Origin of the sequence: Streptomyces sp. NPDC085866 (assembly GCF_044541035.1) — a bacterium.
GTDB lineage: Bacteria > Actinomycetota > Actinomycetes > Streptomycetales > Streptomycetaceae > Streptomyces.
Genome location: NZ_JBITSQ010000012.1, coordinates 1 through 22415, shown reverse-complemented (window position 1 = coordinate 22415; position 22415 = coordinate 1). Strand labels below are relative to the sequence as shown.

The window sequence follows — 22415 nt, the reverse complement described above, 5'->3', positions numbered from 1 at the left end:
GCACACCGTGGTGAGCCGTGAGCGGCTCCCGCCGACGTCCGGCGAACCCGGACAGCACGCCGAACACCGTCCAAGAAACCGGGGAGGACCCGTGACCATCACATCGGTCACCAAGACGGACTTGACGCGCCGTCACATGCTCGCAGTCGCGCTGGCGGCAGGGGTCGGGGCCGCCGTGCCGATCGGCGCAGCGCGCCAGGCGTGGGCGGCTCCGACCGCCTCCGGCTCGTCTCGACTCATGCTGCCCAGGCCCACCGGGCCGCACCCTGTGGGCACGGTGCCGCTCCACCTCGTCGACACCTCACGCCCGGATCCCGTGGCCGGCCCCGGGCATCACCGCGAGTTGATGGCCGGCGTCTGGTACCCCGCACGCGAGGCCGATGACCTGCCGCGCGCCCCCTGGATGACCGAGGGCGCGTTGCGGGCGCTCCTGGCCGACGTCGGATTCCCCCTCGACCCCGCCCTCGGCCCGCTCACCGCCGCGCAGCTGGGCGCGCCCGTGCACCGGGCCGGCCACCGCCTGCCCGTCATCGTGTACTCGCACGGCTCGGGCAGCCACCGCGGCGACCGCACCATCATGGTCCAGGAACTCGCCAGCCACGGCTACGCCGTGGTCACCGTCGACCACACGTACGACGCGTTCAGCGAATTCCCCGACGGCCGGCTCACCGTCCCGGCAGAGGTCCCGCCGTTCCTGAGGCCACGGGACTTCGCCACGGACATCCGGTTCGTGCTCGACGTCGTCGAGGACCTTGCCGCCGGGCGCAACCCCGACGTCGACGGCAAGCCACTGCCCCGGGGCCTGCTCGGCGCTCTCGACCCGCAGCGCATCGGCGCGTTCGGCTGGTCGAAGGGCGGCACCGCCACCGCGCTCACCATGCTCGCCGACCAGCGCGTCCACGCCGGGCTCAGCCTCGACGGCCCGATGCAGCCGACCATCACCGCCGACCTGAACCGGCCGTTCATGATGATGACCGCCTCGTTCACCCGGGCCGCCATGCCGGACGTCGCCGAGTTCTGGACACACCTTCGCGGCTGGCGGCTCGACATCCAGGCAGACGGGGCCATCCACCCCTCATACGGCGACAACGCGACACTGATCCCGCAAGCGGGCAAGATCCTCGGCATGACCGACCAGCAGATCCAGGACATGATCGGCACCCTCGATCCGGCCCGGGCGGTACGGATCCAACAGGCCTACCCGCTCGCGTTCTTCGACCTGCACCTGCGGCACCGCGGGGGGCATCTGCTGGACGGCCCGAGCGCGGCCTTCCCAGAGGTGAAGTTCATCCCGTGAAGCGTCGGACCGCCAGGAGGGTCAAACACTCATAGTGATCGACTTACGCCGAGGCAGCGGCAGGTCGACCTCGGCCCGTACGGTCTTCCCCGGCGGGTCGCGGTCCACCACGTCCCACCGATCCGCCAACGCGTCGACCAGCACGAGCCCGCGCCCCGCCTCGGCGAGCGGCGCGGGCTCGCACACGTCCCGGGGGCCGGGCGGGCGGCGTTCGGCCCGCGTGTCGGTCACCTCGACCCGCACCCGCCCGGGGAGCAGGGAGAGCCGCAGCTCGAAGTCCCGACCGGGTACGCGCCCGTGGATCACGGCGTTGGCGGCCAGCTCGGCGACGATCCCCGCCACGGCGTCGGCGGTGTCGGTGCCGTGCGGGATCCCCCAGGCGTCGAGTTGAGCGAGGGCGAGGTGCCTGGCCAGGCGGGCGCCGCGGGGAGTCGGGCTGAGGCGTTGGGTGAGCATGAGCCCAATGTGGGGCGTGCGAACAGGGCTTCACCAGGTGCGGCGCGCGTACGCTCCGCGAGCGTACGCGGTGACGGACTGGACAGTACTCGTCACTGGCCGTGACCATGGGCGCGGGAGGTGACCGTGGTGGTCGACGGGCGGGTGGGCGAGCCGGAGTCTTCGGACAGCATGCGGACGTTCGGGGCGGTGGTGCAGGCGCTTCGCGAGTATCACCAGTTGAGCAGGGAGGATCTGGGCCGGCATGTGGGCTTCTCGAAGCACACTGTCGCATCGGTGGAGTTGGGAAGGCGGATGCCGGATGCGGACTTCGTGGAGGCCGCCGAGGAGGTGCTGGGGAACACCGGGGCTTTGAGGAGGGCAGCGGGGTTTCTGGAGCGGCAGCCGGGGTTGGCGTCCTGGTTTCGGCGGTGGGCCGAGCAGGAGAAGACGGCGATCAACCTCTTCAACTACGAATGCCGAATGCTTCCCGGACTGTTGCAGACGGAGGCATTCGCAAGGCAGCTGTTCACCGACGAGCTGCCACCACTGAGCGACGAGCAGATCGAGGCCAGCTGGACCGCTCGGGCTGAGCGTCAGCGCCTGCTGTGCGAGCGACCGAACACCGCCTTCAACTTCATCATCGAGGAGCAGGTGTTCCTGCGACGCACCGGCGGGGTGGAGGTGACGCGTGAAGCCATCGACCACGTGCTCGATATGGCTCAACTACGCAACGTAGAGGTCCAGATCATGCCACTCGTCCAGGCGTCGCACGCAGGGCTGCACGGGCCCATTTCGTTACTGGAGAACCCGCAGCACAAGTGGTTCGCGTACAGCGAGGGGCAGGAGAGCGGACAGTTCATCGCCGACCCAAAGGTGATCAGCGTGCTTCAGAGTCGGTATGCCAGGATGCGTTCACAGGCTCTCACCATCCGGGACTCCGTGAGCCTGTTGCAACGGATGCGAGGAGACCTATGAGCACCTCCGAACTGGCATGGTTCAAGAGCAGCTACAGCAGCGGTTCCGGCGATAACTGCATCGAGGTGGCCCACACTCTCACCACCATCCACATCCGCGACTCGAAGGACAAGCAGGGCCCCCAGCTGGCCCTCTCCCCCACCACCTGGGCCGACTTCCTCACGTACGCCGCGAAGCGACGGGCATGACCGGCAACACGGCACTCGCCGACATCCTCGACCGCGGCGCCGCAGCGACCGAGGCGGAGCAACTGCTCGCCGCCCTCGCCGACCACGGCGTCTTCGTGCCCGTGCAGGCGAACGGGTCGGTGATGTTCCTTCGGAACGAGGACGGCAGCCCCGCCCTCCCCGGCTACGTCAGCGAAGCGTGCCGCGTCGAAAAGCTCCCTCAGGCCTTCGGCGCGGTCCACTGCGACGCCCTGCGGCTGATGGACATCGCCCAGCAGACCGGCGTCGGCGTCCTTGCGCTCTTCTCCACCGCCAACTGGGCTCGCGTACCGATGCCGTTGCTGTACCGGACGATGCGTGAGCGCGGTCAGCAGGCCGGCGGGCAGCAGCTGAGGCTCACCTGGTCGACGCATCCCGTCGCCGTGGCGCTGCGAGATGCCCTGGCCCGGCGGATACGGGAGTTCCCGCCCGTCCGTACGGTCTGGGTGTCGCAGGCGCGTCGCGTGGACACCGGCTTCGAGCACCTGATGCTGCACGTGGCCGTCGACGAGCCGCTGCCGTCGGCCTCCGCGCACCGGCTGATGGAGACGCTGCTCGGCGGGGAGGTGGTGCTCGGCGACGGCAGCCCCCAGGTGGCCATGCTCCCGCTGAACACCACCGAGCACGCTGCCACCATCGCCGAGTTGGAGCGCATGGGCCTGGACACCGTACGGTCCGACCCGGCCACAGGGCGGGTCGAGGTGGTGTCCCGCGAGTACGACGCCCCGGACGCGAACTAGGCGCTGCCGGCGTTACGGCACGACGCGGTAGTGGGTCGTCAGGCGCCGCTCGTCGTCCAGGATGTGGAAGGCGATGCCGGGCGGCTGGTCCGCGACCGGCTCCCCGGCTTCCCAGGGCAGGCGCAGGTTCCAGGTGATCGCGGGAGCGACCAGCAGCGGGCGGCCGGCGAAGGTGGAGGCCGCCGCGGTGTGCGCGTGGCCGGTGAGGACGGCTACGACCTGGGGGTGCGCGGCCAGCAGTTCGGCCAGGTCCTCGGGCTGCTGCAGGCGGCTGTCGTCCGGGAGCGGGTGGTGCAGACGGACCGGCGGCTGGTGGAAGGCGATCAGGGCCGGGATGTCGTCGTCCAGGCCGTCGAGCGCCGAGGCCAGCCACTCGACGGTCTCCGGGGCGAGGAGTCCTTCGTCCCGGCCCGGGATGGTGGCGTCGCACATGAGGATCGCCGTACCGGCCACGTGGTGCAGACGGTTGACGGGGCCGTCCGATGCGGGCTCGCGCAGGAGGGCCTTCCGGTAGGCCTGGCGCACGTCGTGGTTCCCGGGGCAGGTCAGGACCGGGAACGGTCCGGTGAGAATGCCCGCCGCCTGCTCGTACTCGCTCTCCGCGCCGTGATCGGCGATGTCCCCGGTGACCAGCACCGCGTCCACGGGCCGCTCCCGGCCGGCGAGGTAGTCCATGACTCGGGTGGCGCGCTCGGTCGCGCGCTCGGTGCCGTCGAGATGGAGGTCGCTGATCTGAGCCAGAACAACCAAGGTTCGTTCCCCTCCTGCTACTACCGAACGGAAAACGCGTCGTTTTCCGTTAGAGACCGTAGGGCAGGGAAGGTAATGTGATCAAGGGGCACCGGAGGAGGGAGGTCGCATGGAGCGTTATCTGGCCCTGGAGTTGGCCGGCACGATCCGCCACGACGGGCAGGGCGGAGTGGCGGACGACCTGTCCACCACGCAGGGCCTCGCCACCTGGGTCGACGCGCAGGCCGACCTGCTCGGCCGCTACGGCAGCCGGCCGGACTTCGCCACCGACGAAGAGACCAGACGCGAAGTCGTGGCCGTACGCGAGGCCGTGCGCGCCCTGTTCGCCCGGGTGGTGAGCCCCGCGCCTCCGAGTCCCGCGGACACGCACCGGCTGCTGCCCGCCGATGAGGCCGTCGCCCGGCTCAATGCCGCCGCCTCCCGGCGCGGGGTCGTCCCGCACCTCGACTGGCCCCACGATGGCCCCGCACAGCTGCGCTTCCGATCGGCCGAGCCGGACGCGCCGACCGGGCCGGCGGCCGTGCTCGCGCACGCGGCGATCGACTTCCTGACCGGTCCGCAGCGCGACAACCTACGGGCCTGCACGGCCCCCCGCTGTGTCCGGTACTTCCTCAAGACGCACGGCCGCCAGGAGTGGTGCAAGCCGTCCTGCGGCAACCGCGCCCGCGCCGCCCGGCACTACCAGCGTCACCGCGCCTCCGAGACGCGTACGTGAGCACCGTCCGGACGACGCGGTCACGCGTCACGCCCGGCTACGAGCCCGGGCAGTGCTTCCACGCGAAGTGGTACACGGTGCTGATGTCCCCGTCGGTCGAGTCCATCGTCATGAAGCTCACCTTGCTCGGCGTGCTGCCCGCGGTCACCCGCAGCTCGGTGTTGATGTTGAAGTTGCGCAGGACTCCACAGGGGGCCCAGACCAACTGGGACCAGTCGGTGCTGTCGGTGGCCTGCCAGTCGTCGTTGTAGGGGCCGCTGAAGGGGTGGGTCTTGGCCGCGGTGTTCGGGGAGCCCTGGAAGTAGTACGACGCCTTCTGCGTGCCCGACGCGCCCGGCTGGAGCGAGAGGAAGCCCCGGTAGTCCGCGCTGGCGACGGCGTAGGTGAAGCCCTGCGGGACGTGCACGACCAGGTTGAGCTGGCAGTTCTTGCGGAAGGCCGTGGGGTCGGAGTTGCCGCCGGCCTGGGCGAGGTAGTTGCTGTAGGTCACCGTGAAGGCGGTGTTGTCCGGGGAGACGGCCACGGCGGCCGTACCCGCGGGACAGCCGGAGCCGTTCACCGTGGCCACGTCGATGACGATCTTGTCCGGGGGCGGGTCGTCGAAGACGGGGGAGGAGGTCGAAGCGGGTATCGCGGTGGTGAGAAGAGCGGCTACGGCACCGCTCAGGAGGAGTCCACCAGCCATGCTTTCTCCAGTTGTCGAGTGGGGGGTTTCGGCCTCCGGTCCGTCCGTTCAACCTTGAAGAAGCTGTGTGGAACCTGTGAAGGAAGGGGAGGCGAGGGAATCGTAGGAAGCCCCGCTCCGCCCCGGCAGGGCGAACTCCGGCCATTCACTTCGGACCGTTCACACGCCGCTCGGCGGGCTACGGGTTCTCCCACGCCGCCGGCTCCGCCGCCAGTGCCCGTACCGGTCCCGGCAGCGCGTCCGCCGCGAGGTCGGCGATCGTGACGCCCTCCAGGATGCGGCGGACGTTGGCGCGGAGGGCGATCCACAGCGGCAGCAGCGGCTGGGCGGTGCCCGTGTAGGACAGGTCCGTCGGACGTTCTCCGCGTACCGACACGATCGGGCCGTCCACCGCCCGGATGACGTCCGCCACAGTGATCGCGGCCGCGGCCCGGGCCAGCCGGTAGCCGCCACCTCCGCCGCGTCGGCTGTCGACGATTCCGGCACGCCTGAGATCACCCAGGATGCCCTCCAAGAACTTGTGCGGAATGTCCTGTACAGCGGCGATTTCCTCGGCCTTCATCGGCGTGTCACCCTCCCGTACGGCCAGCTCCAGCACCGCCCGTACCGCGTAATCCGCCCGCGCCGAGATCCTCATGGGTCCATTGTGGGGCGTATCTCCATGGAGAATGGCCGGACCGCGCCCCCGTAAGATCGCCCGGGAGGATCCACCTTGGCGCTCAGCAGACGTACCTTCAGTGCCCTGGCCGGCTCGGCCACGCTCGGCTTCGCCCTGGGCGGCAGCGGCGGCCCCGGGGCGCCCTCGGCGTACGCGGCGCGCAGTGTGCCGACCGGTCCGGCGCCCGCCCCGCCGCGCGCCGACGGGGAGCGTCACACCATCGGGTACGACCACTACTCGCTGCTGGTCGACGGCCGGCGGCTGGTCGTGTGGTCCGGCGAGATGCATCCCTTCCGGCTGCCGAGTCCGTCCCTGTGGCGGGACGTGCTGCAGAAGATGCGGGCGCACGGGTACAACGCCGTGAGCATCTACGTGTCGTGGAACTACCATTCCCCCGCGCCCGGCCGGTACGACTTCACCGGGGTCCGGGATCTCGACCTCTTCCTGCGGACGGCCGCCGAGACCGGGCTGTACGTCATCCTGCGGCCCGGCCCGTACATCAACGCCGAGATCGACGGCGGCGGCTTCCCGGGCTGGCTGACGGCGACGAAGGGCACGGCCCGCACCGCCGACCCGACCTATCTGTCGCACGTCGACGAGTGGCTGACCCACGTGAACCGGATCGCCCGCCGGCACCTGTTCACCCAGGGCAAGGGCACGGTCCTGCTCTACCAGATCGAGAACGAGTACGACTCCCACGTCGACGAGGCGACCGGCCGGGACTACATGTCCCACCTGTACAAGAAGGTCAGGGCGGACGGGATCGACGTCCCGCTCTTCCACAACGACAAGGGCAGGAACGGCCACTGGGTCCCGGGGTCGTTCGACACCGGCAAGGAGAGCGGCGGCTGGCTGTACGGCTTCGACGGGTATCCGTCGCCGTCCCAGACGCCGCCCGACTGGGGGACCTTCGGGCCCGGCGGTGCGACCGGCGGCTCCACCGCCTCGCCGCGCACGCCCGGGTTCATGCCCGAGTTCGGGGGCGGCTGGTTCGACCCGTGGGGCGGGTCCTGGTTCGACGGCAAGGGGTACGCCGAGTCGCGGCGCACCCGGGACGCCGCCTACGAGCGCCGCTTCTACCTCACCAACCTCGCCAACGGCATCACCCTGCACAACGTGTACATGACGTTCGGCGGGACGTCGTGGGGCTGGCTGCCCGCGCCGGTCGTCTACACGTCGTACGACTACGGGGCCGCCATCGACGAGGCGCGCAACGTCACCGACAAGATCGCCCCGATGCACCAGCTGGGGCATCTGCTGCAGCGCGTGCCCGACTTCGCCCGGCTGGACCGGGCGGCGGAGGTCGAGGCCGAGGGACTGAAGGTCTACCACCTCTCCAACCCGGACACCGGCGCCCATGTGTACGTGGCCCGCAACGACGGGACCGAGCCGGTCACCACCGACCTGCCCACGGACGCGGGGAACCTGAAGATCACCGTGCCCGCGCGCGACGCCCGCATGCTGACCACCGGGCTCCGCCTGGGCCATCGGACGCTGAAGTACTCCACCGCCCAGCCCATGCTGTGCGTGACGGCCGGGCGGCAGGACATCGCCGTGTTCGCGGGCCGCCGCGACGACATGGCGGACCTGGTCCTGAAGTGCCCGGAGGAGCCGTTCGTCACCCGGCTCGACCCGGAGGGCGCGTGGGCGTACGACGGCAACGATCTGCACGTCAACGCGATCCTCGGACAGGGCGGCCTCACCCGGGTGCTGGTCGCCAAGGGCGAGAGCGACATCCCGCTGCTGCTGCTCTTCGCCGACGACGCCACCGCCGTGCGCATCTTCCCGTACGACACCCCGTCCGGCACCCTGCTGGTGTACGGCCCGTCGCTGCTGCGCCACGCCGAGGTGCGCGGTTCCGAGGTCCACCTGACGGGTGACGTCGTCGGGGAGACCAGCGTGGAGGTGTGGGGGCCGCGCGGGATCACGAGCCTGGTGTGGAACGGGCGCAAGGTGCCGACCCGGATCACCATGTCCCAAAGCGTGATGACCACCGGGATGCTGCCCTCCGTACCGGAGGTGGCGCTGCCCCGACTGGGCCGCTGGCGGATGCGGACCGAGAACCCGGAGGCCGGGCCCAACTTCGACGACTCGTCCTGGAAGAAGGCGGACAGGACGTCGTCGTACAGCGTCACTCCGGTCCCGGACGGCCGGCCGGTGCTGTTCGCGGACGACTACGGCTTCCATTATGGGGACGTCTGGTACCGGGGCACGTTCAGCGACTCCTCCGGCGTCGAGGAGGTCTCGCTCGCCTACACCACGGGCACCCAGGGCCTGCTGATGGCGTGGCTGGACGGGGAGCCGCTGGGCACCCACCGGATGCCGGTGCCGGACAAGAACACCACGGTCAGGAAGGGCAGTTGGGACGCCACCGCGGTCTTCCCGGTGGACGAACGACTGCGCTCGCCCGGCCGGCACGTGCTGTCGGTCCTGGTCCGGCGCATGCAGCACGACCAGGACGGCAAGGCGCTGGACACCCACAAGGTGGCCCGCGGCCTCACCGCCGCCCTCTTCAAGGGGGCCTCGCCGAAGGTGACCTGGCGGATCCAGGGCGAGGCGGCGCCCGACCCGGTGCGCGGACCGCAGAACAACGGCGGCCTGTACGGCGAGCGGGAGGGCTGGCACCTGCCCGGCTTCGGTGACCGGGGCTGGAAGGCGGTGACCTTCCCGCGGGCCGAGCGGCGCCAGGGCGTGACCTGGTACCGGACCACCTTCCGGCTGTCGGTCCCGGCCGACATCGATGCCTCGATCGGCCTGACCCTGGAGGACGACCCGTACCGGGCCTACCGGGCGCAGATCTTCCTCAACGGCTGGAACATGGGCCAGTACATCAACAACGTCGGCCCGCAGCACACCTTCGTCCTGCCGAACGGCATCCTGCGCACCCGGGGCTCCAACACCCTGGCGCTGGCGGTCCTTTCGGAGTTCACCACGCTGTCCGGCCCGGGGAACGTCCAGCTGACCCTGCTGGGCCGGGCGACCGGGGGGACACCGGTGACTCCGGTGCTCTCCCCCGGCCGCTGAGACCGCTCAGGCGAGCCTGATCACGTTCCAGGACAGGGGCTCCAGTACGGCGGTGAGGGTGCCGTCCCGCAGGGCGGTGCCCTCGACCGGGTGCGGGGTGACCCGCTCGGGGTCGTCCAGGGTGTTGCGGGCGTCGGGGTCGGCGTCCGCGAGCGCGCTGTGCTCGACGACGGACGTCAGGTCGAGGCCGTTCAGGGCGACTTCGAGCGGGAGCGGCCCGGTACGGCCGCGGTTCACGGCGAAGACGGTGACCGTGCCGTCGGCCGCGCGGACCGCGGTGGCGTGCAGCAGGTCCGTCTCGCCGTACTTCCGCGTCTCGTACGTCGGCGAGTCCACGCGGACGTCGAGGACCTCGCCGCGGCCGTGCCGGGAGGCCTGCGCGAACGGGAAGAACGTCGTCTGCCGCCAGGCCGGGCCGCCCGGCTCGGTCATGATCGGCGCGATCACGTTGACCAGCTGGGCGAGGCAGGCGACGGTGACGCGGTCGGCGTGCCGGAGCAGGGCGATGAGGAGGGAGCCGAAGACGACGGCGTCGGTGACGCTGTAGTTGTCCTCCAGGAGGCGGGGGGCCTGCGGCCAGCCGGTCCGGTCGATGGTCTTCGCGTACTCCTCCCAGCGCGAGAGGTACCAGACGTTCCACTCGTCGAAGGAGAGGTTGATCCTCTTCTTGGACTTGAGGCGGGCGCCCACGTGGTCGGCCGTGGCCACCACGTTCTCGATGAAGGACTCCATGTCGACGGCCGAGGCGAGGAAGGAGTCCAGGTCGCCGTCGACCGGCTCGTAGTAGGCGTGCAGGGAGATGTGGTCGACCAGCTCGTACGTCTCCTGGAGGACGGTCGCCTCCCATGCGGCGAAGGTGGGCATGGACTGGCTGGAGGAGCCGCAGGCCACCAGTTCCACGGAGGGGTCGATCTGGCGCATGGCCCGGGCCGTCTCGGCGGCGAGACGGCCGTACTCCTCGGCCGTCTTGTGGCCGGTCTGCCAGGGGCCGTCCATCTCGTTGCCGAGGCACCAGAGCTTGATGCCGAAGGGTTCCTTGTCGCCGTGGGCGGCCCGGAGGTCGGAGAGGGCCGTGCCGGAGGGGTGGTTGGCGTACTCCTGGAGTTCCAGAGCCTCGGCCACGCCTCGTGTGCCGAGGTTGACGGCCATCATGGGTTCGGCCTGGGGGCCGATCTTCTTCAGGAAGGCGATGTACTCGGAGAGGCCGAAGCGGTTGGTCTCGGTGGAGTGCCAGGCCAGGTCGAGGCGGCGGGGGCGGTCCTCGACCGGGCCGACCGAGTCCTCCCACTTGTAGCCGGAGACGAAGTTGCCCCCGGGGTAGCGGATGGTGGTGACGCCGAGTTCACGGACGAGGTCGAGGACGTCGGTACGCAGGCCTTCGGCATCGGCCGTGGGGTGGGTCGGTTCGTAGATGCCCGTGTAGACGCAGCGGCCGAGGTGTTCCACGAAGGAGCCGAAGAGGCGGGGGTTTACTTCGCCGATGGTGAAGGCGGGGTCCAGCGTGAAGCGGGCGGGGTGCATGTGCGCCTTTCGGGGTGGGTGGCTTGGGTCTCGTCGGCGAGTGCGGGTGATTCGTGGCTTGTCGCGCAGTTCCCCGCGCCCCTAGAGCAACTCCGGCCAGCCCCTACCAGTCCAGCTGAGCTTGTTGAGCCCCAGCTTCGGGGTGCCGTTGTCCGTTGCGTCGTAGTAGTGGTAAGCCAGCCAGGTCTTGCCGTGCGTGCGGAACGTCGACTCGCCGCCGGGGCCGATGTAGCGGCCGTGCGATGCGAGGAACAGGTCTCCGCCTCCCTCCAGCATCGGCTTGCCCGTGCTGTCCACGTACGGCCCGGTCACCGACGTCGAGCGGCCCACCCTGATCTTGTACGTCGAGTTCACGCCCGCGCAGCAGGCGTCGTACGACGCGAAGAGGTAGTAGTGGGCGCCGTGGCGGAGGATCGACGCGCCCTCCACCGCATAGGGGGCGTCCGGGCGGGTCGCCAGGTGGTGGACCGGGGCGTCGGGGAGCGCCTTGCCGGTCCTGCGGTCGAGTTCGACCATGCGGATGCCGGTCCAGTACGAGCCGAACGCCATCCACAGCTTGCCGTCGGCGTGGATCACGGCCGGGTCGATCGCGTTCCAGGCGTCCGTCTTCTCCGAGGTGAAGGCCTTGCCGTGGTCGGTCCAGGTGCCGGGGAGGCCGGTGGGCGAGGTGGCCACGCCGATCGCGGAGCGATTGGTGCCCCAGGAGGAGACCGCGTAGTAGAGCCAGTAGCGGCCGTCGCGGTAGGTCAGGTCCGGGGCCCAGGGGTCGGCCGTGGAGTTGTAGTCGTACCACCAGCTCGGCGGGGTGGCGAAGGCGTTGCCCGCGTCGTCCCAGCGGTGGAGGTCGGTGGAGAGGCGGGCGCCGATGATGCCGCCGGTGGAGTAGGCGACGTACTGACCGTTCTCCAGCTGGTGGACGGTGGGATCGTGGACGATCTGCCGGCCGGTGAGGGGGAGGGGGTCGGGGTACGTCACGTCCGCCCGGGCCGTGGCGGGCAGCAGGGCGAGGGCGGCCGCGGCGAGCAGTGCGGCGAGTCCGAGGCGCTTCAACTCACTCTCTCCTCACTGGCCGGCCAGGCCCGTGTGGGCCACGCCCCGCACGATCTGGCTCTGGAAGAAGACGAAGGCGATGATCAGCGGCAGGCCCGCGACGAGGCCGCCGGCCATGAGCTGGGGCCAGACGATGCCGAAGGCGTTCTGCACGGTGGCGATGCCGTTGGGCATGGTCATCAGGTCGGGGTTGTTGGTCACCATGTACGGCCAGATGAAGTTGTTCCACGAGGCGATGAAGGTGAAGATCCCGACCGCCGAGAGGGACGGCTTCGACAGGGGCAGGACGATCGTGAAAAAGATCCGCCAGCGGCCCGCGCCGTCGATGAAGGCGGCCTCCTCCAGTTCCTTCGGCAGGGACTGGAAGAACTTGTAGAGGATGTAGACCATCGCGGCCGGGGCGCACTGCGGGAGGATCATGCCCCAGTACGTGTCGACCATCCCCAGCGACTGCACGGTGGTGAACAGCGGGACGCCGAGGATCGCCGGGGAGAACATCAGGCCCGCCATCGTGACCGCCATCAGGGCCGACTTGCCGCGGAACTCGGTGCGGGCGAAGCCGTATCCGGCGAGGGAGGCGACGAGCAGCACGATCACGGTGACGCAGACGGACACCACGACCGAGTTGACGAACCAGTTGGGGATGTTGCCCGCCTCGAAGACCTTGCCCCAGGAGCCCGGGGTGAAGTGGTCCGGGATCCAGTGCGGCGAGGTGACGGACTCCGTCGGGGTCTTCAGCGAGGTGGACAGGGCCCACGCGAGGGGCGCCACCCAGATCAGGGAGAGGACCGCGGCGACGACCGTGAGGGCGATCTGGCCCGGGGTCCAGGTGCTGCGGGGCCCCCGCAGGACGGGAGTGGTCATCGGGCAGCGCCCTCCTCGCGGTTGCGCAGCAGCCACATCCGGCCGAGTGCGACGACGGCGATGATGAGGAAGAGGATGAAGGAGATGGCGGAGGCGTAGCCCACGCGGTAGCTGGTGAAGCCCTGTTCGAGGGTGTACTGGACGAAGGTGCGGGTCGATTCCTCGGGACCTGGGCCGAACTGGTACATGACCACGGCCTGGTCGAAGACCTGGAGCGAGGCCAGGATCTGGAGGGCGAGGACGAGCCCGGTGATGTGGCGCAGGTTCGGCACGGTGATGTGGAGCATGCGCTGGAACGCGTTCGCCCCGTCCAGCTCGGCCGCCTCGTAGAGGTGTTGGGGGATGTTCTGCAGGGCCGCCAGGTAGAGGAGGAAGCTGAAGCCGACCGTCCACCACAGGGTGGCGACGACGACCGCGAGCATCGCCGTCGACTTCTGGGTGAGCCAGGGCGTGTCCAGGCCGAGGACGTGGTTGACCATGCCGTTGGTGGGCTGGAACAGCCACCACCACAGGTTGCCGACGACGGCCGACGGGAGGAGGAAGGGGGCGAAGAAGCACAGCCGCCACAGCCACTTGAAGTGCACCGTGTGGTGGGCGATCAGTGCCATCAGCAGCGCCACGACGACGATGCACGGCACGACTTCGAGGGTGAACCGGACGCTGTGCCACAGCGAGTCCCACACCAGGCGGTCCTTGAGGGCCTCACGGTAGTTGGAGAGGCCGATGAAGCTGGTGTGGTCGCCGGAGATGTTGGCGTCGGTGAAGCTCAGGTAGAGACCCCGGACGACGGGCACGACCACGAACAGCCCGTACAGGACGAAGAACGGGGCGACGAACCAGCCGCCGTGCTGGAGGCGGCGGCTCCAGCGCAGCCGGGCGGAGTCGGCAGCGGTGGCGGCACGAGGGCGCACCGCTTTGGCGCCCACGACGGTGGTGCTGCTCATGCGCCCGCTCCCTTCAGCTCCTGGGCGGCGGTCCGGCCGTCCATGGGGTTCTTGGCGGCAAGCAATTTCTGCAGTTCGGACTTCATACGACGGGCGGCGGCGTCCGGCTTGACGGAGCCGACGTTGGAGGCGGCGACGACCGGGCCGATGCGCTGGGCGAGGATGCCGGTGGAGCCGGCGAACCAGATGTGGGGTTCGGTGGCCGGGTGCTCCATGGCGGGCCTGGAGTACTCGTTCTGCGGGGCCAGCTCGAGGTAGGCCGGGTCCTTGAAGGTGGGCAGGTAGGCGGGGACGTGGCCGCCGCCCGCCCAGGCGGTGGCGTGCTTGACCATGTAGGCGGCCAGCATGTGTGCGCCCTCGTCGGCGGCGCCGCCGCGGTCGGCCTGGTGGGGCAGGACGAACGAGTGCGACTCGGCGTGGGTGGCCGGGGTGCCGAAGACCGGGGGCAGCGGCTGGGCGCCGTACTCGATCTTCTCCCCGTTGAAGTAGGGCACGGACCAGTTGCCCTCCCAGGTGAACGGCGACCCGGCGATGAAGGCCTCGCCGTCCGCCGCGCCGACGGTGACGTAGCCCTCGGTGACGTTCCTGCGGAGGAACTCCAGGACCTGGGTGGCCCTGTCGGCGTCGAAGGTGACCCGGGTCTGGTCGTCGTCGAAGTAGGTGCCGCCGAGCTGCTGGTAGAAGGCGACGAAGAACCACCAGGAGAAGTTCTGGTCGTTGGCGTGCAGGCCGAGGGTCTGCACGCCCTTCTTGAGCTGTCCCTTGGCCGCCTTGAGGATCTCGAACCAGTCGTCGGGGGAGGTCGCGGCCGGCAGCCGGCCGTCGGCGTCGAGCAGGCCCGCCTTCTTGCAGACGTCCTTGCGGTAGAAGTTCAGCTGGACGTGGATGTCGAGGGGCAGGGCGTAGAGCTTGCCGTCGACGATGCCGCGCTTCCACAGCACGGGGTTGAAGTCGGCCTCCCTGACGCCGTACTTGGTGAGGAGGTCCATGTCCCAGGGGTCCAGGAGACGGCCCGGCGCGAAGCCGGGGACGCGGCCCTGGTGCATGACCGCGAGGTCCGGGGCGCGGTTGCCGGCGGCGGCCATGGCGAGCTTGGTGTAGTAGGGGCCGCCCCACGTCAGGGTGAAGGCCTTGACCGCGACGTCCGGGTTGGCCCGGTGGAAGGCGTCCACCATCGCGACCATGTTGCCGCCGTCGCCGCCGCTGAAGAGGTTCCAGTAGCGCACCCGCGTGCGGGCACTGGAGGCGAGCGCGTCGGCTCCGCTGCCGAGGGCGGCGAAGCCGAAGCTCGCGGCCACCGCCAACCCTCCGGCCGCCCCTAGAAGTTGCCTGCGATTCAGGCCAGGTTGTCCCATACCTTGCCCCACTGTTCGGGATATCGAATATTGCCCGTAACTTCGAACGGGACCGTAGAATCGAAGCGCTTGCGCGTCAATGGGTTGGACGCAGGCTTTCGCTCGCCACGGGAGCGGAGGTGGTCGTTCCGCGTTGAACAACGGTCGTCCGATCACCTGACGCGGACACATCCAGGCGCGTACGCTCGGACGAACCGCACACCGGCGGTGAGAAGGGGGACCGATGACCATCGCGGGTGCGCGGCAGCGGGCGGCACGGCTGGCCGCATGGCTGTGCGGCTCCCGCCCGGGCCCGGCGATGCGCACCCTGGCCGCCGACCTCGCCACCGCCGTCCGCGCACGACCGCAACCACCCGACGGCGTACGAGAGTTGTGCCATGCGCTGTGCGAGGAGATGACCGCGCGGCGGGCCGGACGGCCGGTGGAGCTGCGCTTCGAGCGCTTCCCGGACGAGATCGAGGTCACCGGCCTGTGGGTGGAGTTCCAGGACTTCGACCTGGTCATCGTGGAGGAGCGGGCCGAGGCCGTGCAGCAACTGGTCATCCTCGGACACGAGTTGTGGCATCTGCACACCGGGCACCGGCACCACCACCTGGCCGGGGCCGCGGCGGCCCGCGCACTCGCGGGCGAGCCCCGCTGGCGCGACACGGCCCTGACGGTGGCCGCCCGCAACGGCTCCCGCGAGGTGGACGAGGCCGAGGCCGACGACTTCGGCCACCGCCTGGCCACGCTGTTCCGGCCCTGTCTCACCGGTCCGGGCATGGGCACGCCGCTCGATCCCGTCCAGCGGGTCCAACGCTCCCTCGGCTATCGCGGACGTGGAGGAGTCACGCGGTGACCGTGCTGGCGCTGGACCCCTCACGCCTCCTCGACGAGTTCTACATCTCCTTCTGGATCCCCACCGCGGTGCTCACCGCCGCCCTGGTGTTCAAGCTGCCCACGATCATCCGGTTATGGCGGGACCCACTGCTGCGCGGGGTCGGCGGAGTGCTGCTGCTCGCCTGTGCGGTGTTCGTGTTCTGCGCGCCGTCCACCATCGCCCGGGTCAACCGGCTGATCGGCGTGCCCAACGTCTCGGCGCCTTGGTGCTATTCGCTCATCACCGCGATGTGCGGCTCCTGCCTACTGCTGGTCATCACCTGGCGCAACGGCCTGTCCGACCGCTCGGCCGCCACCCGGCGTGCGGTGCGCTGGGTGATCTCGGTCTACTCCGGGGTGATCGTCGCGCTGTGGGTGCTGTTCCTGCTCGCCGACGCGCCCGAGGAGCGGTTGCGGGACCTGGACACGTACTACGCCACCACCCCGTTCATGCGCGAGGAGATCCTGCTCTACCTCGTGGCACACGCCGTGGCCGTCCTGATCACCTCCCAGCAGATCTGGAACTGGGTGCGCACCGAGGGACTGGACGGCTGGCTGCGCTGGGGCCTGAAGCTCCTGGGCGCCGGCTACGTCCTCAACCTCATCTTCAACGTGTCCAAGCTGACAGCTGTCTTCGCCCGCTGGTGGGGGCAGGACCTGGACTGGCTGAGCACGAATCTCGCCCCGCCGGTCGCCTCGCTGTCCGCCATCCTTGTCGCGGTCGGTTTCGTCCTGCCGCACGCCGGCCAATATCTGCACGACCGCTGGCGGGTCCGGCTCGCCCACCGCGAACTGCGGCCGCTGTACCAGCTGATGCGGTCCGTGAGCGGGGAAGGTGTGCCGTTCGTGCTGCGGGCCACGCCCGAGCTGCGGCTGACCCGACGAGAGACGTTCATCCGGGATGTTCTGCTGTCGCTGGCCCGGCACATCGACGCCGGCCTGGGCAGGCGGTCGTACGACGCCGCCCTCGGCCTCGGGCACCCGCCTGAGCGGGCCCGGGCGCTGGCGGCCGCGGTGGGCATCCTCGACGCGATCGAGACGAAGGGACGTGACCCCGAGCCGGCCTGGGGGTCCCCCCAGGCCCTTGAGGCACTGGGGGAGGCCACCGGGCCCGACACCACGAGCCTGCTCCGGGAGATCGGGGCAGTCTCCCGGACCCTCCGCCATCCCGACGACATCGAAGCGGTCCGCGCGCATGCGGCTGCCCAGCAGAGCGTTGCCGCACACGATTGACATGTCCCGCATGGCCGTCTTCGCCCACGCGCGAACGGTGTCCTGTGGCACGGCTGCGCCCACTGGGCCCGCCGGCAGCACCCGACCGACCCGGTGACGCACGGCCCGCCGGGTGGTGGATGACCTCCTCGGCTTTGCGATGTACGGTTCCGGTCAGCCCTCGAACGCCGGTTGCGGCAGCCCCTTGCCCGCGCCCGGAATCACCAGCACCGAGCCCGACATCGGATGCGGCGCCGACAGTCCCGTGCGAGCCGTCGTGATGTACAGGTCGGACAGGTCCGGGCCGCCGAACGCGCAGGCCGTCGTGCGCGGAGTCGGCAACGTGAGCACGCGGTCCAAGTCGCCGGACGGCGTGTAGCGGCGGATCGCTCCCCCGTCCCACAGCGCCACCCACACACAGCCCTCCGCGTCGACCGTCAGACCGTCGGGGAAGCCGGCGCCCGGCTCGATCTCCAGCAGCGTGCGCCGGTTGCGGATGCCCTCGGCGTCGTGGTCGAAGACGTCCACGCGCCGGGTCGGGGTGTCGGCGTAGTACATGAGGCGGCCGTCGGGGCTCCAGCCGATGCCGTTGCTGACGGTGACGTCGGGAAGGGCGAGCCGTACGTCCCCGTCGCCGGTGAGGCGGGACAGCGTGCCGCCCCCCGTCGCCTCGTCGTAGCGCATCGTGCCCGCCCAGAGGGACCCGTCGGGCGCGACGGCGGCGTCGTTCGCGCGGCGGCCGGGGACGGGCTCGTGGTGGAGCCAGCGGAAGGTGCCGTCGGGGTCGAGGAGCCCGATGCCGTCGCGCAGGTTCAGCGCCAGGCCACCGCCCGCGCGGGGCTTCGCCGCGCCGACGTGCTGCTGCGTCGTACGGATCGTGCGGCGGCCGGAGGAGGGGTCGTAGGTGTGGACGCGCATGCCCAGGACGTCGAGCCAGATGAGGCGGCCCGTCGACGGGTCCCAGGTCGGGCCCTCGCCGAGCGCCGCCTCCGCCCGCACGGCGACCTCGTACGACGTCATGCCACGCCCCGGTGGCCGAGCCGCTCCGACAGCTCCGCCGCGCCCTTCACGACCAGCTGCTCCAGCTCGGCCCGCCGCTCCTCGCTCCAGCGGATCATGGGGACCGAGATGGAGAGGGCGGCGACCACATGGCCCGCGCGGTCGCGCACGGGGGCGGCCACGCACGACACGTCCGGGTTGGACTCGCGGCTCTCCACCGCGATGCCCCGCTGCCGGATCTCCGCAAGGGTCTCGCGCAGCGCGGCCGGATCGGTGATGCTGTTGGGCGTCATCGCGGTCAGCTCGGCGCCGTCCGGGATCCGCGCCGCCAGCTCCTGCTCCGGCAGCGAGGCCAGCAGCATCTTGCCGACGGAGGTGCAGTGGGCGGGCAGCCGGCGGCCGGCGGCCGAGACCATGCGCACGGCGTGCGTGGAGTCGACCTTGGCGATGTAGATGACGTCGGTGCCCTCGAGGATGGCCACGTGGACCGTCTCGTCGCAGGTCTCCGCGACCGAGCGGGCCACCTGCTGGCCCTCGGCCGCGAGGTCGAGCTGCTCGGCATAGCGGCTGCCGAGCTGGTACGGGCGTACGCCGAGCCGGTACCGTCCGGGCTGTCCCGGCACCTGCACGATGTACGAGCGTGCGGCGAGCGTGGTGACCAGCTCGTGCACGGTGGTGCGCGGCAGCTGCAGCTTGCGCACGATGTCGGGGGCGGAGAGCGTCCCGTCCCCGTCCAGGAACAGCTCAAGAATGTCGAGAGCCCGGGTCACGGCAGGCACGAGACGTCCCACGTCCGGCCCCCTCCCTTGGGTCTAAGCGCCTGTGTTCGAGATTTCAACAGACGATCGGCATGACGAACACAGGCTAGTCATCGCGGGGTGCGCGGGCAATGGGCGGGAGCGAGCCGGGCACCATGGGTCCATGCAACTCGACTTCCAGCTGGTGCTGCTGCGCCGCATGGCGGACCACAACCCGGACCTGGTCGAGGACGCCCGGCACACGCTCGGCGCGTCGATCGCGGACATGCGGGAGGCCAACAAGCGGTGGCAGGCGATGGTCCGGTCGCCTCGGTCGCGGTCCGCGGCCGCCCGCTACCGTTCGGTCCTCGGGGAGCCCGAGGCCGTCGTCCGGCGCCGCCTCGGTGACGTCGACTGCGAGGCCCGGCGGTGGGCGCTGCCCCTGTGGCCCGGTCTGCGCTTCGAGGCGCTGGTCTCCCCCGACGGCGCGGTCTGGAACGAGTGGCTGGTGCGCGCACCCGGCGCCCCGGCGCCGAAGCTGGAGACCCTGGACGACCTGACCCCTTGGTCCTGCACGGTGGACGAGGCCGCCCGCGCCTTCGCTCCGGCCCGCCCGCTGGAGGGCACGGCCCCCACCCGCTGGGGGCTGGCCTTCACCGCCCCGGACCGGGACGGCGTACGGCACGAGGTCGTCGCCGAGTTCACCTGGGGGCTGCTCCAGCGGACCGCGATCCGCACCTGAACGGGCTCCGGGGGCTCCCCGGGCCCTGAAGGGGCCTACGCGTCGAAGGCCGTTGCCCTGGCCTGCTTCTCCCAGGCCGCGAGGTCCTCGCGGACCTGGTCGAGGTGGGTCAGGACGGCGCGACGAACCCGCGGGTCTCGCTCACCCTGGCGTACACCCCGCTGTCCGCGCTGACCCCGGCCCGGGCGGTCTCCATCAGCGAGGTCCGGAACCCTCCCGGATCCACGATCAGCACCTTGACGAGGGACGACCACTGGTCCGGGCCTACGCCGAGGCCTGCCGCGCCACGGTCGGGTCCGGCCCAGGGCCCGATGCGCCGGACAGGCTCTAGGCCTCTGCGGCCGCGGCCAGGATGGCCTGCGTGACGCGTGGCAGTGAGGCCGGGTGCAGGAACAGGAACAGGTTCGGCTCCACCAGCTCCAGTTCCATCACGCGCGGCCGGCCGTCCTCCCCGTCGACGAGGTCCACGCGCGCGTACAGGAGCCCCCGCGTGTCGGGTACGGCCGTCAACGCCTTCTCGGCCACGGCGAGTTCGGCGTCCGTGGGCAGCCAGGGCTCCAGGTCGGGGTGGGCCACCTTGTCGGCGTCGTAGGGGGTGCCGGGCGCGAGGACGGCGCCCTTGCGGCTGGCGTGCAGCAGACCGCCGCCGAAGAACTGCAACGCCCGCTCCCCGCTGACGTCGATGTCCCGCACGTACGGCTGCACCATCGCGGTGAAGCCCTCCGCGTGCATCCGCGCCAGCTGTCGTACGGCCGTCTCGTGCTCGGCGGGTGCGTAGCGGGCGGCGAACCGGGCGCCCGCGCCGGAGGTCGGCTTGATCACGTACTCGTGGTCGACGGGCAGGTCGGCGGGCTCGCCGGGAGCGATGTAGCGCGTGGACACGGTCGGCACACCGGCCGCCGCCAGCTCGCCGAGGTAGCGCTTGTCGGAGTTCCAGCGCACCACGGCCGGCGGATTGGCCAGGCGCGTCACGGCGCCGACCCGCTCCACCCACGCCCCGAACTCCTCGGCGCGCCAGCTGTAGTCCCAGGTCGACCGGATGACGACCAGGTCGTAGGCGCCCCAGTCGGCGTCCGGGTCGTCCCAGTGCCGGGCCTCCGCCTCGGCCCCGGCGTCCGTCAGCGCCCGCACCAGCACCGGCAGGTCGCTGTCCTTGCTCGGCTCGGCTCCGGGGTCGTAGGTGGCGAGCGCTACTCGGGGCACGGCGGGCTCCCTGTCGTACGACGGTTCGATCGGCTGTGAGGCTAACAAGCACAGGAGGAACCACGACAGCGCATTTGACCTTCACCTTTGGTGAAGCCCCAGCATCGGTGGCGGACGACGAGGAGCGCGAGGAGCCCCATGGAGTTGCTGACGATCGGTGCCTTCGCCAGGGCGAGCCGGCTGTCGCCCAAGGCGCTGCGGCTGTACGACCAGCTGGAGTTGCTGCGGCCCGCCCGGGTCGACCCCGGCACCGGGTACCGGTACTACGCCGCCGGGCAGCTTCGGCAGGCCCGGCTCGTGGCCTGGCTGCGGCGGCTGGGCATGCCGCTGGCCGAGATCCGCGCCGTGTGCGCCCTGGACCCGCCGGATGCCGCGGCGGAGATCCGGGCGTACTGGGCGCGGGTCGAGGCGGACACGGCCGTACGGCGGGATCTCGCCGCGTTCCTCGTCGACCAGCTGACCGGAGAGACGAGAAGGGATCACACCACCATGCTGGAACTGCGTTATTCCGCCCACTCCGACCGTGGACAGGTTCGCCCGGCCAACCAGGACACGGTGTACGCGGGCCGCAGGCTGCTCGCCGTGGCCGACGGGTTCGGGCCGGCGGGGGCACCGGCGAGCAGCGCGGCCGTGGAGGCGCTGAGGTTTCTGGACGAGGGAGAGGAGATCGCGGCCGGCAGCGTGCTGAACCTGCTGGAGGACGCGGTACGGGGGGCGAGCGAGGCCGTCCATGACCTCGCGGAGGGCGGCGAGGAGAACGGCACCACGCTGACCGCGCTGCTGTGGACGGGGTCGAAGCTGGCGCTCGTGCACATCGGGGACTCGCGGGCGTATCTGCTGCGAGACGGCGCGCTGTTCCGGATCACCCACGACCACAGCGTGGTTCAGTCCCTGATCGACGAGGGGCGGCTGACGCTGGAGGAGGCTTCGAGTCATCCGCAGCGGGCTCTGCTGATGAAGGCCCTCGGCGGCGGTATGGCACCGGTTACGGATCTGCGGCTGCACGAGGCTCGGGTCGGTGATCGGTATCTGCTGTGCTCCGACGGGCTGACCGGGGTCGTCCCGGACGAGCGGATCAAGGAGCTGCTTGCCTGCGAGGGTGCGGGGCAGTTGCTGATCGATGAGGCCAATGCGGCGGGGGGTCCTGACAACGTGAGCTGTGTTGTCGCTGACGTTGTTCTGCCCACCCGCCCACCCGTCTCGGTCGGACAGAAGTGAGGCTAGTCTCTCGGCTTGAGGACGCCCGGGCCCCAGCGTGGGTCCGGGCGTCGTCGTGCATTCGTCTCCCACTATGCGTTCTCGTCGATGTATGTGTGTCTCCGCCGACGGACACATTCGGCCAAAGGCCCTCCACTGTGCCAAGTACCGCGTTGCTTCCGGCAACGTACCGATGTGATGATCCCGGGCATGGCTGATCACGGGGGTGGCGCCGACTCGTCGGG

The 22415-nt window shown here is 70.6% G+C and carries 22 protein-coding genes; 10 read left to right on the top strand and 12 right to left on the bottom strand.

Annotated features, from left to right (window positions below):
• Positions 1-91 precede the first annotated feature (91 nt).
• Positions 92-1297, top strand: a complete 1206-nt coding sequence (locus ACIF83_RS29045; protein ID WP_399731266.1) for an alpha/beta hydrolase family protein — start codon at positions 92-94, stop codon at positions 1295-1297.
• Positions 1298-1318: 21 nt separating this feature from the next.
• On the opposite strand, the gene ACIF83_RS29040 is transcribed toward ACIF83_RS29045, so the two are convergent.
• Entirely contained in the window at positions 1319-1753 is a 435-nt protein-coding gene (locus tag ACIF83_RS29040) for an ATP-binding protein (protein WP_391336288.1), read from the bottom strand.
• Positions 1754-1882: 129 nt separating this feature from the next.
• On the opposite strand from ACIF83_RS29040, the gene ACIF83_RS29035 reads away from it, so the two are divergent.
• From ACIF83_RS29035 to ACIF83_RS29025, 3 genes are read left to right on the top strand one after another with little or no spacing between them, the layout of a single operon-like run.
• Positions 1883-2710: a Scr1 family TA system antitoxin-like transcriptional regulator gene (locus tag ACIF83_RS29035; protein WP_399731689.1), complete on the top strand. Its 828-nt coding sequence runs from the start codon at positions 1883-1885 to the stop codon at positions 2708-2710.
• A complete protein-coding gene (locus ACIF83_RS29030) occupies positions 2707-2898 on the top strand; it encodes a DUF397 domain-containing protein (protein WP_399731263.1) in 192 nt (63 codons plus the stop codon). The genes ACIF83_RS29035 and ACIF83_RS29030 overlap by 4 nt, the downstream gene beginning before the upstream one ends.
• Positions 2895-3656 (top strand): hypothetical protein, encoded by a 762-nt coding sequence (locus tag ACIF83_RS29025; RefSeq protein WP_399731260.1) that lies wholly within the window; start codon positions 2895-2897, stop codon positions 3654-3656. Before ACIF83_RS29030 ends, ACIF83_RS29025 begins: the two co-directional genes overlap by 4 nt.
• A 12-nt stretch (positions 3657-3668) precedes the next feature.
• Here the strand turns inward: ACIF83_RS29025 and ACIF83_RS29020 are convergent, their stop codons facing one another.
• Positions 3669-4406, bottom strand: coding sequence for a metallophosphoesterase (locus tag ACIF83_RS29020; RefSeq protein ID WP_399731257.1), 738 nt, complete (start codon positions 4404-4406; stop codon positions 3669-3671).
• Positions 4407-4515: 109 nt separating this feature from the next.
• Here ACIF83_RS29020 and ACIF83_RS29015 point away from each other — a divergent pair, with 109 nt between their 5' ends.
• Complete coding sequence (locus ACIF83_RS29015) at positions 4516-5121, top strand: CGNR zinc finger domain-containing protein (protein ID WP_399731254.1); 606 nt, start codon at positions 4516-4518, stop codon at positions 5119-5121.
• A gap of 37 nt (positions 5122-5158) precedes the next feature.
• Here the strand turns inward: ACIF83_RS29015 and ACIF83_RS29010 are convergent, their stop codons facing one another.
• Entirely contained in the window at positions 5159-5806 is a 648-nt protein-coding gene (locus ACIF83_RS29010; RefSeq protein WP_393465502.1) for a DUF4360 domain-containing protein, read from the bottom strand.
• 178 nt (positions 5807-5984) lie between these two features.
• Positions 5985-6443: an RrF2 family transcriptional regulator gene (locus tag ACIF83_RS29005; RefSeq protein ID WP_393465499.1), complete on the bottom strand. Its 459-nt coding sequence runs from the start codon at positions 6441-6443 to the stop codon at positions 5985-5987.
• Positions 6444-6518: 75 nt separating this feature from the next.
• Between ACIF83_RS29005 and ACIF83_RS29000 the strand changes: the two genes are divergently transcribed.
• Positions 6519-9488: a beta-galactosidase gene (locus ACIF83_RS29000; RefSeq protein ID WP_393465496.1), complete on the top strand. Its 2970-nt coding sequence runs from the start codon at positions 6519-6521 to the stop codon at positions 9486-9488.
• Positions 9489-9494: 6 nt separating this feature from the next.
• Here ACIF83_RS29000 and ACIF83_RS28995 read toward each other — a convergent pair whose 3' ends face one another.
• The 5 genes from ACIF83_RS28995 to ACIF83_RS28975 all read right to left on the bottom strand — a co-directional run bounded on the left by ACIF83_RS28995 (position 9495) and on the right by ACIF83_RS28975 (position 15222).
• Positions 9495-11009 carry an alpha-N-arabinofuranosidase gene (locus ACIF83_RS28995; RefSeq protein WP_398137358.1) on the bottom strand — a complete coding sequence of 505 codons (1515 nt, stop codon included), beginning with the start codon at positions 11007-11009 and terminating at the stop codon, positions 9495-9497.
• Between the two features lie 81 nt (positions 11010-11090).
• Positions 11091-12059 (bottom strand): arabinan endo-1,5-alpha-L-arabinosidase, encoded by a 969-nt coding sequence (locus ACIF83_RS28990; protein ID WP_399731249.1) that lies wholly within the window; start codon positions 12057-12059, stop codon positions 11091-11093.
• 12 nt (positions 12060-12071) lie between these two features.
• The gene (locus tag ACIF83_RS28985) at positions 12072-12923 is read right to left on the bottom strand and encodes a carbohydrate ABC transporter permease (protein WP_399731246.1); all 852 of its coding nucleotides are present in this window, start codon (positions 12921-12923) and stop codon (positions 12072-12074) included.
• Positions 12920-13867 carry a carbohydrate ABC transporter permease gene (locus ACIF83_RS28980; protein ID WP_393465485.1) on the bottom strand — a complete coding sequence of 316 codons (948 nt, stop codon included), beginning with the start codon at positions 13865-13867 and terminating at the stop codon, positions 12920-12922. The genes ACIF83_RS28985 and ACIF83_RS28980 overlap by 4 nt, the downstream gene beginning before the upstream one ends.
• Positions 13864-15222: an extracellular solute-binding protein gene (locus tag ACIF83_RS28975; protein ID WP_399731242.1), complete on the bottom strand. Its 1359-nt coding sequence runs from the start codon at positions 15220-15222 to the stop codon at positions 13864-13866. The genes ACIF83_RS28980 and ACIF83_RS28975 overlap by 4 nt, the downstream gene beginning before the upstream one ends.
• A gap of 223 nt (positions 15223-15445) precedes the next feature.
• Here ACIF83_RS28975 and ACIF83_RS28970 point away from each other — a divergent pair, with 223 nt between their 5' ends.
• Together ACIF83_RS28970 and ACIF83_RS28965 are read left to right on the top strand one after the other, a co-directional pair.
• Entirely contained in the window at positions 15446-16060 is a 615-nt protein-coding gene (locus ACIF83_RS28970; RefSeq protein ID WP_399731239.1) for a toxin-antitoxin system, toxin component family protein, read from the top strand.
• Positions 16057-17313 (top strand): MAB_1171c family putative transporter, encoded by a 1257-nt coding sequence (locus ACIF83_RS28965; RefSeq protein WP_393465477.1) that lies wholly within the window; start codon positions 16057-16059, stop codon positions 17311-17313. The genes ACIF83_RS28970 and ACIF83_RS28965 overlap by 4 nt, the downstream gene beginning before the upstream one ends.
• 153 nt (positions 17314-17466) lie before the next feature.
• Here ACIF83_RS28965 and ACIF83_RS28960 read toward each other — a convergent pair whose 3' ends face one another.
• The gene (locus ACIF83_RS28960) at positions 17467-18312 is read right to left on the bottom strand and encodes an SMP-30/gluconolactonase/LRE family protein (RefSeq protein ID WP_399731235.1); all 846 of its coding nucleotides are present in this window, start codon (positions 18310-18312) and stop codon (positions 17467-17469) included.
• Complete coding sequence (locus tag ACIF83_RS28955) at positions 18309-19082, bottom strand: IclR family transcriptional regulator (RefSeq protein ID WP_399731232.1); 774 nt, start codon at positions 19080-19082, stop codon at positions 18309-18311. Before ACIF83_RS28955 ends, ACIF83_RS28960 begins: the two co-directional genes overlap by 4 nt.
• A gap of 130 nt (positions 19083-19212) precedes the next feature.
• On the opposite strand from ACIF83_RS28955, the gene ACIF83_RS28950 reads away from it, so the two are divergent.
• A complete protein-coding gene (locus ACIF83_RS28950) occupies positions 19213-19770 on the top strand; it encodes a hypothetical protein (protein ID WP_399731229.1) in 558 nt (185 codons plus the stop codon).
• Between the two features lie 327 nt (positions 19771-20097).
• Here the strand turns inward: ACIF83_RS28950 and ACIF83_RS28945 are convergent, their stop codons facing one another.
• Entirely contained in the window at positions 20098-20973 is an 876-nt protein-coding gene (locus ACIF83_RS28945) for a RimK family alpha-L-glutamate ligase (protein WP_393465465.1), read from the bottom strand.
• 138 nt (positions 20974-21111) lie between these two features.
• Here ACIF83_RS28945 and ACIF83_RS28940 point away from each other — a divergent pair, with 138 nt between their 5' ends.
• Positions 21112-22191 (top strand): MerR family transcriptional regulator, encoded by a 1080-nt coding sequence (locus ACIF83_RS28940; protein ID WP_399731226.1) that lies wholly within the window; start codon positions 21112-21114, stop codon positions 22189-22191.
• The last annotated feature ends 224 nt before the right edge of the window (positions 22192-22415 follow it).